The 14,446-nt window shown below is 42.8% G+C and carries 12 protein-coding genes; 8 read left to right on the forward strand and 4 right to left on the reverse strand.

What is annotated here, in order from left to right; all coding sequences use genetic code 11:
* Positions 1–2 precede the first annotated feature (2 nt).
* The 4 genes from wecB to L3V32_RS16265 form a co-directional block, all read right to left on the reverse strand.
* Positions 3–1,127 (reverse strand): non-hydrolyzing UDP-N-acetylglucosamine 2-epimerase, encoded by a 1,125-nt coding sequence (gene wecB, locus L3V32_RS16250; RefSeq protein ID WP_237284781.1) that lies wholly within the window; start codon positions 1,125–1,127, stop codon positions 3–5.
* Between the two features lie 110 nt (positions 1,128–1,237).
* Positions 1,238–2,212 (reverse strand): Wzz/FepE/Etk N-terminal domain-containing protein, encoded by a 975-nt coding sequence (locus tag L3V32_RS16255; protein WP_176318946.1) that lies wholly within the window; start codon positions 2,210–2,212, stop codon positions 1,238–1,240.
* A 100-nt stretch (positions 2,213–2,312) separates the two neighbouring features.
* Positions 2,313–5,015, reverse strand: a complete 2,703-nt coding sequence (locus L3V32_RS16260) for an SLBB domain-containing protein (RefSeq protein ID WP_237284710.1) — start codon at positions 5,013–5,015, stop codon at positions 2,313–2,315.
* A 64-nt stretch (positions 5,016–5,079) separates the two neighbouring features.
* Positions 5,080–5,598 (reverse strand): outer membrane beta-barrel protein, encoded by a 519-nt coding sequence (locus tag L3V32_RS16265; protein WP_047103814.1) that lies wholly within the window; start codon positions 5,596–5,598, stop codon positions 5,080–5,082.
* A gap of 404 nt (positions 5,599–6,002) precedes the next feature.
* On the opposite strand from L3V32_RS16265, the gene L3V32_RS16270 reads away from it, so the two are divergent.
* The 8 genes from L3V32_RS16270 (at position 6,003) to waaA (ending at position 14,444) form a co-directional block, all read left to right on the forward strand.
* Positions 6,003–6,224, forward strand: a complete 222-nt coding sequence (locus L3V32_RS16270) for a hypothetical protein (protein ID WP_005535462.1) — start codon at positions 6,003–6,005, stop codon at positions 6,222–6,224.
* 68 nt (positions 6,225–6,292) lie between these two features.
* Positions 6,293–6,973 (forward strand): YjbF family lipoprotein, encoded by a 681-nt coding sequence (locus tag L3V32_RS16275; RefSeq protein WP_237284711.1) that lies wholly within the window; start codon positions 6,293–6,295, stop codon positions 6,971–6,973.
* Positions 6,970–7,728, forward strand: coding sequence for a capsule biosynthesis GfcC family protein (locus tag L3V32_RS16280; RefSeq protein ID WP_237284712.1), 759 nt, complete (start codon positions 6,970–6,972; stop codon positions 7,726–7,728). Before L3V32_RS16275 ends, L3V32_RS16280 begins: the two co-directional genes overlap by 4 nt.
* Entirely contained in the window at positions 7,725–9,920 is a 2,196-nt protein-coding gene (locus tag L3V32_RS16285; protein WP_237284713.1) for a YjbH domain-containing protein, read from the forward strand. The genes L3V32_RS16280 and L3V32_RS16285 overlap by 4 nt, the downstream gene beginning before the upstream one ends.
* 148 nt (positions 9,921–10,068) lie before the next feature.
* Entirely contained in the window at positions 10,069–11,010 is a 942-nt protein-coding gene (rfaD, locus tag L3V32_RS16290; protein ID WP_237284714.1) for an ADP-glyceromanno-heptose 6-epimerase, read from the forward strand.
* A gap of 127 nt (positions 11,011–11,137) precedes the next feature.
* A complete protein-coding gene (gene lpxM, locus L3V32_RS16295) occupies positions 11,138–12,127 on the forward strand; it encodes a lauroyl-Kdo(2)-lipid IV(A) myristoyltransferase (protein ID WP_237284715.1) in 990 nt (329 codons plus the stop codon).
* Positions 12,124–13,182 (forward strand): lipopolysaccharide heptosyltransferase II, encoded by a 1,059-nt coding sequence (gene waaF / locus L3V32_RS16300; RefSeq protein WP_237284716.1) that lies wholly within the window; start codon positions 12,124–12,126, stop codon positions 13,180–13,182. Before lpxM ends, waaF begins: the two co-directional genes overlap by 4 nt.
* Positions 13,176–14,444, forward strand: a complete 1,269-nt coding sequence (waaA, locus tag L3V32_RS16305; protein WP_237284717.1) for a lipid IV(A) 3-deoxy-D-manno-octulosonic acid transferase — start codon at positions 13,176–13,178, stop codon at positions 14,442–14,444. Before waaF ends, waaA begins: the two co-directional genes overlap by 7 nt.
* Positions 14,445–14,446 lie beyond the last annotated feature (2 nt).

Below are 14,446 nucleotides of genomic sequence, written 5' to 3' on the forward strand. Positions count from 1 at the left end.
AATTATTTTGCTAGAACATCTAGAATTCGTTGACATGCTTTTCCATCCCCATAAGGGTTATGTGCAAAGCTCATTTCTTTGTATGCTTGTTCATCTTGCAGCAAAGTTGTCAAACCTGTAACGATTCTATCTACATTAGTGCCAACCAACTTAACCGTTCCAGCTTCCACAGCCTCTGGACGTTCAGTGGTATCCCTCATAACTAGTACTGGTTTACCTAAAGAAGGGGCCTCTTCCTGGATACCACCAGAGTCCGTCAATATAATATGCGCCTTATTCATCAGATAAATAAATGGCAAGTATTGTTGAGGCTCGATCAAATGCACATTGTTGATGCCCGCAAGAATTCGATTAACGGGTTCTCGTACATTCGGGTTCAAATGCATTGGATAAACAATTTGAGATTCTGGATGTTTTTGTGCTGTCAAGGCTAGAGCCTCACAAATACGCTCAAAGCCGCCACCAAAACTCTCTCTTCTGTGACCTGTAACGAGTACTAACTTTTTATTTTCACAAAGGAATGGGAATTGCTCCGATAACTGCTGCTGAAGAGACTTATCATGATCAATTTTATCTTTAATTATAAATAGTGCATCAATAACCGTATTCCCCGTAACAGAGATATTCTTTTCATCGAAATTCTCTTGTAACAAGTTGTTTTGGGACGTGTCTGTTGGTGCAAAGTGATATTGGGTTAGTGTACCCGTCAGCTTTCTGTTTGCTTCCTCAGGCCAAGGCGAGTAAATGTTACCAGTTCTTAGACCTGCCTCTACATGACCAACTGGAACTTGCTCATAATATGCTGCAAGACTCGCTGCAAATGTAGTTGCAGTATCACCATGAACTAAAACAACATCGGGTTTAAACTCTTGTAATACTGGTTTTAATTCTAACAAGATTCGTGCGGTCACATCGTTTAAAGATTGCCCTGCTCTCATTAAATCTAAGTCATAGTCTGGCTTAATATCAAATAGTTCAAGCACTTGATCTAGCATCTCTCGATGTTGAGCTGTAACACAACACTTTGCTTCAAATCGTTCATCATTAGCTAAAGCATGTACCAATGGGGCCATCTTTATTGCTTCTGGTCGGGTACCAAATACCGTGAGTACTCTTTTCTTTGTCATCATTACTGGCCTAATGAAAATCTTAAAAAATATCCTTACAGGAGCATGAACTCAGTGTTATTTCAAGCCCCCATCAATCTCTGTATGATTTGCTTTGAGTCAACAACTCATCACTTCGACTCTAACTTGTCTCTTTTAGTAAACACGAAGCGGATTAGTACAATCATAATACCCAGCATACCGCCAAGCAGTGTACCCGCAATACAGATCAGAGCCCTTTTAGGTGACGCTTTTTCTTCTGGCACCACTGCTGGATCGATTACTTTAAATACGAATTCTTCTTGAGCTTCAGCAAGCATTAGGTTCTTTGTCTGCTCTTCAATTAGCTTGTAAAATGCAGATTGCATATCAGCAACAGCCGTTTTCTGAAGCTGTTCACTCAAGTAAGTTAGATTTTTATTAGTATCTCGAATTGTACGTTCACGCATGACTTGGTTAATATCTTCAATCAGCCAATTAACCCATTGTTGAGCTACATACGGTGAGTAGTGGTTAACCGATAGTCTAAATAAACCAGACTCTTTATCTGGCTCAATACTCAAAACCTCAGTAACGAATAAACGGTAGGCCTCTTGAGCTGTAGGCTTAACTCCCTTTAGTCCTTGAGGTTTTCTCAGCCAAACTTGTTTCTCTTCATCGTAAAGTTCATCATCTAGTATTAATTTGTTGGAACCCATGTCCCAGCCTTTGCTGCCCATAAGAGGAACTAAAATGTCATGTTTCTCTACAAAGGATTCAATAAACTGACGAGACTTAATGACTTGAACAGCTAAGTCAGTTTGATTACTTTGGCTTGGTAAGCTCACTCCGGCAAGTGACGCCAATCCGCCAAGTTGACCAGACATAGCCGCCAAGCCACTAGCATTGGTGTCTTGCGTTGGAGATAAAAGAGCGTCTGCTCTGTAAATATTCGACTTTGATAGTGCAAATGCCACAGCAGCGACAGCAAAAATGACCGTAGTAACAATGATGATCCATTTCCCCTGCCAAAATGCAGAGAGTAATTCACGTAGGTCTATCTCATCTTCGGCAGGAATGTAGGTATGTGGATATGGGGGCAGGTTTGGGTGTTGCTCAGATTTCATTTTACTTTATCCCAGTCAATTAGCTTCTTGCTCATTGATTAAATACAGATATATACAAAATACGTGAGCCCAGACATCACTTAGACTCACGAATGTTTTGCTATTTCAAAGCGTTAATTGCTACACCAGTTTGATATAGTATTTGTGTTGCCGCGGTCCAAGTACTCAACGCATCACGGTAATCCGTATCAATAGGTACAACAATTGTATCGCCAGCTTTTAACCCTTCTTTGTTATTTCCAAACCAGTAACCAGAGGATGGCTTATATACAGAACCATCTGCACGCACTACAAAAATACGGTCTTCGTCCGCTTGTTTCTTAGCTCCACCAGCTTTGTTCAAGTAATCATCAACATCAAGTTTGTTGTCTAACAAGTAGGTAATTGGAACCTGAACTTCTCCCATAATCGATACAGTATTACGGAAGGTTGGGACAAAGAGGAAGTCTCCATCTTCTAGCATAAAATCTGCTGAACGCTCCCCCTTTAAGATGCGATTTAACTGTACCACCATACGGCCAAGTGCTTTGCTGCGACTTGCTTCTTCAACAAATGCTAACGTTTTTTCTGGTTCTGAAATTACAGAACCTATATTGCTATCTGCTCGGAACGTTTTCTTCGCAGTTTCTTTACGCATATCCGCTGCGTATTGATTCAACAGTTTCTGCTCTTGTAAGCGCAATGCTTCACGCGTAAATATTGCTCCTTGAGGATGAGCAAACTCGGTTAGGCCGCCTGCTCGGTCCAATAACTCACTTAAGGTTTCACCCTGGCGCACTGTATAGGTGCCAGGGAAGCGGACTTCACCCTGCAAAGTGACTGTGCTTTGTAGTTTCACATTTGGCTTTTCTAGGATGTTCAAACGATCTCGGCCCACGATAATTGCATCGTCTGAAGCACTGCCTTGGATTGCTTTACGCAAATCAATGCGTTCAACATCAATATACGCACGCTCATCCGCACTATTTATCGCGGTTCGTGCTAGTTCTGCATTAATTGTGAATGCGTTGTAAGTCAAACCACCAGCGGCTTCAATCAGCGTTGATACCTTCATTCTGGGAGTAATCGGGTAGCGCCCAGGGTGCTTCACTTCACCAAAGACTTCAGCAATTTGAGGGGCTAGCCCCAAACGAGACTGTTGCTGAAGTTGTAACAACACTGGTGCAAGTAAAGTGCGACGAGTATTTTGCTTCAGCTTTTCAAAGTCTTCCTCTGTAATCTCTTTACCACGGAAAATGATTTTAGCTGGTTTCGCCAGCTCTGTGGTGTTCTGGTTGTTCAGCATACCGTTTTCTGAATGCGAAACGGCAACAGAAGAGCTCATCACTTCTTGCTCTTTCTGTTGTTCCAGCTCAGCTTGCTCTTGCGCTTGCTCCAATGTTTTTGCTTTTGAAACAGCCTCTTGTGTTGCCAATGTATCCAAGTCTTCGTTATTAAAGCGGTTGAAAACCAATATACGATCTCGTGATTGTAACTGGAGGTTGTCTTGACTACCTGGTGATAGAATTGCGTTGGCTAAACTTAGTTGGAACACTTCAATATCACGCTGTGGATTAACCTCTCTTACCACAACGGCATAGTTAACATCAGCTGTAGAATTAAAAGCTGAGTCAACAGATTTGAAAAGATCGGCAACACGAAGGCCATTGTGCCATTCCACATAGCCAGGATGACGAACATCCCCCTCTATCTGCACGTAACGAGTAAGCTCTTCGCTTTTTTTCAAGATCTTGATGGCGTCGCCATTTTTAACTTTACTCTGTCGATCTTGCGTTTTATTGAAATCAAGCGTCAAAGCCTCACGAGCGCCATGTGAAGCGTAGCGTTTTATCTCCAACTGCTCGACATGAGCATTCGCAGTAAAACCACCTGCCATCTGAATAAGTTGTTGGTAAGTTTCACCGGCCTTGACTTCATAAATTGCCGGACGGTTGATCTCGCCTTCTATAGACACTGTATCGTTAACAGAACCAATTAAAACAACATCATCCGGTAGTAAGCGCACATCATTACTTGCATCACCTTTTAGTAAAAGGTCATACATATCCAACTTACGAATGATTTTACCATCACGCTTTAGCTGGATATCTCTCAGCGCCCCACTTTCACCAAAACCGCCGCTGTAATAAATAGCTTGTGAAATTGTCGTTAATGCGCTAACCGTGTAGGCACCAGGCTTATATGCATCCCCCATGACAAACACTTGCATGGTGCGTAATTCCCCCAATGAGATATCACTGCGCACACCAATCATTTGCTCTTTTACACGTTGCGTCAGAGAGTCTCGAACATCAGAAAAGTGCATGCCAGCAACATTTACCGGCCCAAGTGAGGGAAAGTTGATTGTGCCCGCACGATTTACGCGTAAACGATGCGTTTCATTCTCCTTACCAAACAACTGCACAATGATTTCATCACCTGCACCCACGGTGTAATTTGCTGGCACAGGAACATCACTGATCGGAGCAAAAGTGCTTGGAGAACCAGCAAAAAGATCTAAACCAAAACGTTTAAGCTCTTCCTGCTCACCTTTTTTGAGCCATTGTTCTTCGATATTGGAAGATACAGCGCCACTAGATTCAGCTCTAGGTTTGATTACTTGCGGGTTTTCGTAAGGAGACTTGTTTGAAGATGAACTAGAAGGAATGGAGAGACCATATTTACTCGCCAAGGCCTGTTGTTGATCGGCGGGTAGATTTTGAAACATTTTTATTTGTTCTGGAGTGGGTGTTTGTGCCATCGAATAAGACGCAAACGTACTTGCCAATATAAAAGCGGCAATAGAGAAATATCCTTTAAACATGGTATGTCACTATAATAATTGAATAAAAGACCCTAGCCCCAAGTTTGAGCTCTAGGTATTTAAATTAGAATCGGTGCTGAAAACCCAGTGTAATCGAGTTAAGGCGAACTTGGTCTTCAGAGACGTTATCAACGAACTCAAATATCACCGCGCTTTGGTTATTTAAAGCGTAGTGCATACCTAACCCAAAACTAAATCCTTGTTCTTTATGAGAACCTACATTTTGTAGATCAAGCTGAACACTTGAATACCCAGCTAAACCATAAAGTGCAACTCGCTCTGAAACTGGCATATTCAACTTAACAAAGCCGCTCAAAACGCTATCAACGGCAAGACCACTGTCACGTTGAACTGATGTCCCATAACGTCCTTCGAGACCAATATAGTCATTAAAGAAGTACCCAGCTTGCGCACTAAGAAGAAAAGGACTCCCCTCTTTTACGGACTCAGAAGACGAGCTTTTCAATTCTGCATTTGAGTAGCTCACTAACGCACCAGCATAAAAATCGGCTGACGCTGAAAAAGAACTCAGGCTTAAGCCCAGTGCACTAAGTATTCCTAAACAATGCTGCTTTCTTATCACGTAAAAGTCCCTAGTACTGGTAATAATATGGGCTGCCAAAGCAAAGTTAAGCGTGCTATGCAGGCCATTAAATACTGAAGAGTTGGCACGCTACCGCCCTGAGGCGTTGAGCGTAAGCCACTGTATCGCTTTCTATATGGTGTAAGTAAAAACGGACTATTGACTCCAAGCCTCTAGTGCTGGAGGAAATAGACCGACAAATTATGCACTCTTGATAGTTTATCAGCAAGCAAGGGAGCAAGATAACCGCACAATGTCACGCTGGTGTTAGAAATGAGATCGTAAGCCATAGCAAAATAAGAAACTATTTACATGCTAAGGCTTTTTTATCTAGAATATAATTTGGAGCATTTTTTATGCTACCAAACATCGATGTTTTTATACCGGATATACAAGGATTAATAATGAAGAATACAGCTCTAGCTATTCTTATGGCTCTAAGCGCATCAACTGCATTTGCAGCAGAAGAAGCAGGTTCAGCAGGCGCAGCTTCTGCATCTGCAACAGGCACAACAGCTGTAGCAGTAGGTGCAGCAGCAGCAGTAACTGTAGTAGCAGTTGCAGCGTCAGATAGCGACTCAACATCTACTTCAACATCTACTTCTACTTCTACTTCTACAAACTAATTTCGTTTTGTAGATAGAAGATAATCGCCCTGAATGACTCAGGGCGATTTTATTTGTAAGAGGGAATAATGAATATCTTCCGAACGTCTAAATGGATACAACCACTCCTCACTCTTCCGCTTTTAGGTTTACTCTTTGGCTGCACACAGAAATTCAATGATGTTTCAGCAACCATCCAAGAAGCTTACGGTAACTACATTGATGTAGAGATGACACCAGAAGAAATAAATGCTGTTCCATATGCCAGCGCCTACTTGAAACTTGGAAATCAAAAACAGGTGTTTGTTGTTTTAGCTTTCGCGGAACGAAACCCACTCAGTGGTAAAAAACAACTAAAATGGGTAAGCGCCGATAAAGCAATGCTCGTTACGGAAAATGGACATATTGTCAAAACGATTGGTCTACAGAGTGGGGACTTAGCGGGCGTTTACGGTGACGTTCCAGATTTTTCTTTAGATTCAACCTCTGTCAACTACGCACTCTCATACGATTGGGCGACACAATACCGTTATGGCTTTCCAGCAAATGTAACACGCTCTTACTCAGGCCAAGAAACGTTAACAACACCTATTTCTAGCACTATAACCAACGTATATAGAGAAGTTGTTGAGTTTAGTAGCCTTTCTCGAGCGGTCGAAAACTACTATTGGGTCAATGAACAGGGTCAGGTTGTTAAAACCTTACAATATTTAGGACCTAATATGATCCCGGTTGAGTTGACAATTTTAAAGGGGTATAGCAAATCATGAGCAAGCGACTAATCACATTATTCTGTTTGGTCATGCCACTTTTGAGCTCATATAGTTTAGCTCAAACAGAAACCTCTACTACACAGCCATTAAATGTTGAGTTGCTGGACGTAGGCAAACAGCTACAATTCCAAGGTTCAGCTCGTTTAGAAAGTGTGTTAGAACTTGCTAAGGAGCAAAGCGCCTCTCTGCAATACTCTCTTGGTACGACGTTGTTTGACAAATCGGATCGTGCCGAGAAAACCTCTACCGCTTTAAAGAACTCGGTACTCAATCAAATGATTCAACACAATTTGGTTGCACACCCATTCTACAAATTCATTAAGAAGCAAAGCTTTGCTCCACGCTTACTGTCCGCGATCGATGTTGATAAAATTCGACTAAATAAATTCGACAACCCACTGTTGCGCGGCAATTACCTACTCGTAAGCCCTCTACGCGAGGAGAAAGTGTATTACTTGGGAAACCTAAATAGCGTGTATTCCGTTAAGGACCAGGCAGGCATCCCTTTGCAGAAACAAATAGAGAATTTGAAAAGTAACATTGGTACGTTATCAACGCCGCCAGTGTTGATCTACCCAGATGGTCATGTAGTTAAACCGCATCACGGAGCTTGGTTAACAACACAATATTATTTACCACCTCTGACATTGGTATATGTCCCGTTTGGTGATCTTGAATACTCCGAAATGGACCAAGATATTGTCCGCCTACTCACTCAACTGATACCAAATTCCACAAAGAGACCGCAATGATGCCAATTAGAAAAAGCTTAACCCTTTCTTTAATGGGCCCAGCATTGGTTTGGGCTCAAGACATGCCCTTTGAGGCTCCCACGTTACAGCCTTCTCAGTCTGACTTTGGTGGTGTTGGCTTAATCCAGATGCCAACCGGACGTATGGCCCCTGAAGGGGAATTCAACTTTTCTGTCACAGGTAGTAATGAGTACCTTTTTTACAACGCTACAATACAGGTGATGCCGTGGGCTGAAGCGACTATTAGATATACAATTGTCGATGGACTTCCATACTGTACGGATCCACGATTTTGTGGAGATAACGAATACACAGATAAAGGTATTGATTTTAAATTCAGGCTTTTAGAAGAAAGTCAATATGTACCAGAAGTGTCCTTTGGTGTTAGAGATTTTGCAGGTACTGGCCTTTTTGACTCTGAATATTTTGCCGCAACCAAACAATACTCCAATAGAAGTGTAGGGACACTTGATTTTACACTCGGTATTGGCTGGGGTTCTTTAGGCACCAGAGGAAATATCACCAATCCAGTATGTAAGATCTCCGATCGATTTTGTTCTCGCCCAGGTGATTATCAACTAACAGGTGGAACAACAAACACTGACCGTTTTTTCAAAGGCCCAGCTGCTTTATTTGGAGGTATTGAGTATCAGACTCTGCACGAACCTTTACGCTTAAAAATAGAATATGACAGCAATGATTACAGCGGGGACTTTCCTGTAACAAACGGTGGCGTGGACATGACTCCACATACACCGTGGAACTTTGGTGTACTCTACCGTCTAGGCATGGCCGATTTTCGTTTAAGTTACGAACGCGGAGACACTTTAGTGGCTGGCTTAACTCTAAACACTAATTTCAATGACATGCCATCTTTCTGGCGAGACACACCTACTCCAAAAGTAGAAAGCAATCAGCCAGAAGAACTGTCTGATGTTGACTGGGAACGTGTAACAGAAGACTTAGACAAAATTGCGGGTTACCAAAACACTCGCATTTATGTTGATGACAACACCGTAACTGTCGTTGGTGAGCAAAAGAAATATCGTGACCGTACAGAGGCACATGAAAAAGCGGCGGCTGTACTTCATAATGGAATGCCTGAAGATATTGATACCTATGCGATCAATGAACGTAGCCGAGGCTTAGTCGGCGAACAAACAATTATTTCCAAGGAGAAATATCGCGACTTTGCCCAAGTTAATTACATCAATCCCAAAATAGAAGATGCAACCGCAAAAGCTAACAATAAGCCAAGTGGAGAATCTGTCTATGATGGTTTTGAACGTTTTGATTGGGGCTTTGCACCGAAGCTTGTTCAAACTCTCGGTAACGCAGAAGACTTCTACCTCTTTAGTGTAGGATTAAGCGGTAATGCCTCATACTGGCTGACGGACAACCTTGAAATTGGCGGCTCGTTATACTGGGATTGGTATAACAACTATGATAAGTTTAATTATGTCACTCCACCTGATGGTACTACCGTTCCCCGGGTTCGTACCATGTTCCGTGCTTACCAAAATGAACATGCTGTAACCATGTCAAACTTACAATTGACTTGGTTCCAAGAGTATTCCGATACCATGGTTCAGCAATTCTACGCTGGCTATCTGGAAAGCATGTTTGCAGGAGTCGGTACCGAGTTTCTTTACCGACCACAAGGAGCTAACTGGGCGATTGGCGCTGACGTCAACTTAATTTCTCAACGTGATCCACAAAGTTACTTCGGTGTTTACGATGAGAAATGGCAAAACGTGCCAGAATATGGACGTCCGTTCCAAGTTATTGATAAAGGATTCACTGGTTTTGTATCTGGTTACTACTACCCTCAATGGGAATTCCTGCAAGATTTGATGATCCAAGTCGATGTTGGTCAGTTCCTAGCTGGCGATGTTGGTACACAAATCAATGTTTCTAAGCAGTTCAAGAGTGGCGTAATTGCTGGCGCCTTTGCCTCATTTACGGACTTGTCTGCGGACGAATTTGGTGAAGGTAGCTTTACTAAAGGTTTCTACTTGTCGATTCCGTTTGACATCATGACCGTTAAGCCAAGTAACAATCGTGCGAACTTTAGTTGGCAGCCTCTTACTCGTGACGGAGGGCAGAAGCTCGGCCGTAAATACAGCTTAATTGAGTTAACTGACGAACGAAATCCTTGGTACCAAAGACCTAACCGTTCGGATGTGGAATAATAAAATAATCAAGGGAGCTGCGGCTCCCTTTTTCATATATAGATACTGAGTCATAGAAGACTAAAACCTATCTTCCTGCTTCCAATAGCGCTACTTTTCGTTTCTTGCTAGAATTCCTGAGAAAATTTTAATCTATGGTGGAAGTTCTATGATCATCGTAACTGGTGGCGCTGGCATGATCGGCAGCAACATTGTTAAAGCACTAAACGAAGCTGGTATTAACGATATCCTGGTTGTCGACAACCTAAAAAATGGCAAAAAGTTTAAGAACTTAGTTGATCTGGACATCACAGATTACATGGATCGTGACGACTTTCTGACCCAAATTATGGCGGGCGATGATTTTGGTCCGATTGAGGCAATTTTCCATGAAGGTGCTTGTTCTGCAACGACTGAGTGGGACGGTAAGTACATGATGCTAAACAACTACGAGTACTCTAAAGAGCTGCTTCATTACTGTTTAGATCGCGAGATTCCATACCTATACGCTTCTTCAGCAGCCACTTACGGCGATACAGATACTTTCGTTGAAGAACGCGAATACGAAGGCGCACTGAATGTATACGGTTACTCGAAACAGCAGTTTGATAACTACGTTCGTCGCCTATGGCAAGACGCTGAAGAACATGGTGAAACCCTTTCTCAAATCACCGGCTTCCGCTACTTCAACGTATATGGCCCACGTGAAGACCACAAAGGCAGCATGGCTTCAGTCGCATTCCACCTCAACAACCAACTTAATGCAGGTGAAAACCCTAAGTTGTTCGCGGGTAGCGAGTCATTTAAACGAGACTTCGTTTACGTTGGTGATGTATGCAAAGTAAACCTGTGGTTCTTAGAAAATGGTGTGTCAGGCATTTTTAACTGCGGCACTGGCCGTGCTGAATCTTTTGAAGAAGTAGCAAAAGCAGTTATCAAGCATCATGGCAACGGTCAAATTGAGACCATCCCATTCCCTGAGCACCTAAAAGGCGCTTACCAAGAATTCACACAAGCGGATCTAACCAAACTGCGCGCCGCAGGCTGTGATGTTGAGTTCAAGACGGTTGCAGAAGGCGTTGCCGAATACTTAACTATCCAAAACCGTTAAGCACCACAAGGTGGCAGAACCATAACCTGCCACCTTTACTCAAGTGTAATAGCCTGTATCATTCCTTAATATCTTTTTTCTCATTTAAACCACTTCGCCAGTACACGAATAGGTAACTAGACACGCCATGACCATAAAACGTGATGACTTCGACCCTAAAGCATATAACCCTGAGTTTAAGCGCCACTTCCTGTCGCCTAAGTACTGGGGCACGTGGTTAGGTGTTCTCTTATTTTTACCTTTATCATTAATGCCACTGGGTTTACAAAAGTGGTTGGCGAAAACCGTAGCCAAAAAACTGTCGAAATCCCACAAAGGGCCAGCTCACCGAGCGAGGGTTAACTTTGAGCTGTGTTTTCCAGAAAAGTCGTTCCAAGAACGTGAAGCTTTGATAGAAAAAACACTCTACACAGCAGCCATGTTCTTTTTTCGCTTCGGGTTACTAAGTTTACGCTCACCAAAGTGGCTTCAGAACCGTTGCCAAATTCGCGGCCTAGACATTTTACGACAGCACATTGATAACAACGAAAATGTGATTTTAATGGTTCCCCACTCGTGGGCTATTGATGTGCCTGCTATCTTGCTCGCTTCACTGGGAATGCCAGTTTCTGCAATGGCGAAGAAACAAAAGAATGATGTTGCTGACTGGCTGATGCACAAGCAAAGAGTCCAATACGGTGGCCGTGTTTATGAACGCTCAGGTGGCATTAAGCCTTTTCTGAAATCCATTCGAGATGGCTATGTGGGGTATTATCTACCCGATCAAGATCACGGCCCAGAGCATAGTGTGTTTGTCGATTTTTTTGCCACGCGTAAAGCAACGCTACCTGGTTTAGGCAAAATTGCAAAACTATCACGCTCAAAAGTACTGCCTCTATTTGCGTCGATGAACACAGAAGATGGTACGTTTGATATTGAGATTTTACCAGCGTTTGAGCTGGATAAAGGCGAAGAGCAAGATGCTCGTACCTGTAATGAAGCCATTGAATATTTTGTCGGTGATAAACCCGAACAATATATGTGGGTATTGCAGTTGCTACACTCTCAAGAGGACGGCAATAACTATTACAATATCTTCAAGCCTAGATATGATACTGATTGGCAAGTAAATAAATGAAAAAGATTTTAATTATTGGCCCTGCATGGGTCGGCGATATGGTAATGTCGCAATCGTTATATATCGTATTAAAGCAACGCCATCCAGATAGCCAAATTGACGTTATCGCTCCAGGATGGTGTAAACCGATTCTTGAGCGTATGCCAGAAATCCACCAAGCGATTGAAATGCCTATCGGTCATGGTGAATTTAACTTATTAGGCCGCAGGGAAATTGGTAAATCATTACGTGAAAAGCAATATGACCATGCCTATATCTTGCCTAAGTCAGCGAAATCAGCACTGATCCCATGGTTTGCCAACATTCCTCTTCGTACTGGCTGGAAGGGAGAAATGCGCTATGGTTTATTGAATGACTTACGCCCTAACATGAAGTCTTTTCAGTACATGGTAGAGCGCTATGTAGCGTTAGCTTATCCAAAAGCAGAAATGGTGGATTCTAACTCTCTTGGCGGGCTTGAAACCTTACCTCGTCCACGCCTTGCAATCAACGCGGCAGAGCAACAAGCCACGCTCAAAAAGTTCAACTTAACGCAAGACCAACCAATCATTGGACTGTGCCCAGGAGCAGAGTTTGGTCCTGCCAAAAAATGGCCCGAAACACACTACGCTGAAGTTGCGACGCAAATGGCTCGATCTGGGCATCAAATCTGGTTGTTTGGTTCTCAAAAAGACTTAGAGACTTGTAACAATATCCGCGCACTTGTCCCGACGCAATTCCATAAGAACATTCATGTTCTAGCAGGACAAACCAGCTTAATTGAAGCGGTCGATCTACTTGCTGCATGTAAGACTGTTGTCGCGAACGACTCCGGCTTAATGCATGTGGCAGCTGCGGTTGGTTGTAATGTTGTTGCCGTGTATGGTTCAACTTCACCGAAGTACACACCTCCACTCGCAGAAAAGGTGGAGATTGTTCATACCGATATTGATTGTCGCCCTTGTTTCCAGCGTGAATGTCAATACAAACACCTTAAGTGCTTGACAGAACTTTCGCCTAAGCAAGTGCTAGATAGCATCCAAAAACTTGACGCCATTACGATAAGCTCATGTTAGTTCGTATTGTTTATACCTTACTACTCGCTCTAGCGTCACCGCTGCTTTTATTTGGTTTGTACAAGAGCAAACCAAATAAGCCTCAGTTTGGCTCTCGCTGGAAAGAGCACTTTGGCATAACTCCCAAGCTAAAAAGCAACGCCAAACCTATTTGGATACATGCCGTATCTGTTGGTGAAAGCATAGCTGCGACACCTTTAATCAAAGCCCTTAAGGAACAAAACCCCGAACAATCTATTCTAGTTACTACAACAACAAGTACCGGAGCTGAACAGATTGCTAAGTTGGGTGATTTAGTTGAACACCGCTATATGCCAATTGACTTTGGGTTCGCTATCAAAGGCTTTCTTAAAGCAGTGCAACCAAAACAGATGTTGATCATTGAGACTGAGCTGTGGCCAAACACGCTTCACAATGTTCACAAAGCGGGTATCCCTATAACTGTCGTGAATGCGCGCCTCTCTGAAAAATCGTGTCAGAACTACGCCAAAATACAGCGGCTTTTTAACCAGCTTCATCCATGCCTAACTCAAGTACTCTGCCAAACAGATTCAGATGCAGAGCGCTTCGAACGCTTAGGCGTCGAGAAAAAGAAACTATCCGTTACCGGTTCGATTAAGTTCGATATTCAAATATCAGAGCAAGTGAAACGGCAAGGACAGCAGCTTCGTGCTCAGATTGGAAACGATCGTCCGATTTGGATTGCAGCTAGCACCCACAAAGGCGAGGACGAACAGGTATTAGATGCACATAGACAAGTTTTAAAATCTCATCCAAATGCATTACTTATTTTGGTTCCTCGCCATCCAGAACGATTTGATGATGTGTTCACGCTTTGCCAACAGCAAGGCTTTAACACTGTGCGTCGTACTTCAACGCATTCAGTAGAGATAAATACTCAAGTATATCTCGGCGATACTATGGGTGAGATGCTAACTTTGATGGGTGCAGCGGACATCTGCTTTATGGGTGGAAGTCTAATTGGGGATAAGGTTGGTGGGCATAATGTTCTAGAGCCTGCTGCGTTAGGTATAGCTACTATTACTGGTCCCAGCTTTTTTAACTTCAAAGAAATTATAGAAATGATGCAATTTGAAGACAGTATAATACTGATTAAAAATAATCAGGATCTTACTTCTATCATTACATCGCTGATCATTGATGAGCAAAAACGCCAAGAACTTTGTGTAAAAATAACTGAGTTCGTCGCTCACAATACTGGCTCCTTGGAAAAAATACTTAAAGCGATAGAAGAAACATAGCA

The organism is Vibrio sp. J2-4 (assembly GCF_021728155.1).
Classification (GTDB): domain Bacteria; phylum Pseudomonadota; class Gammaproteobacteria; order Enterobacterales; family Vibrionaceae; genus Vibrio; species Vibrio diabolicus.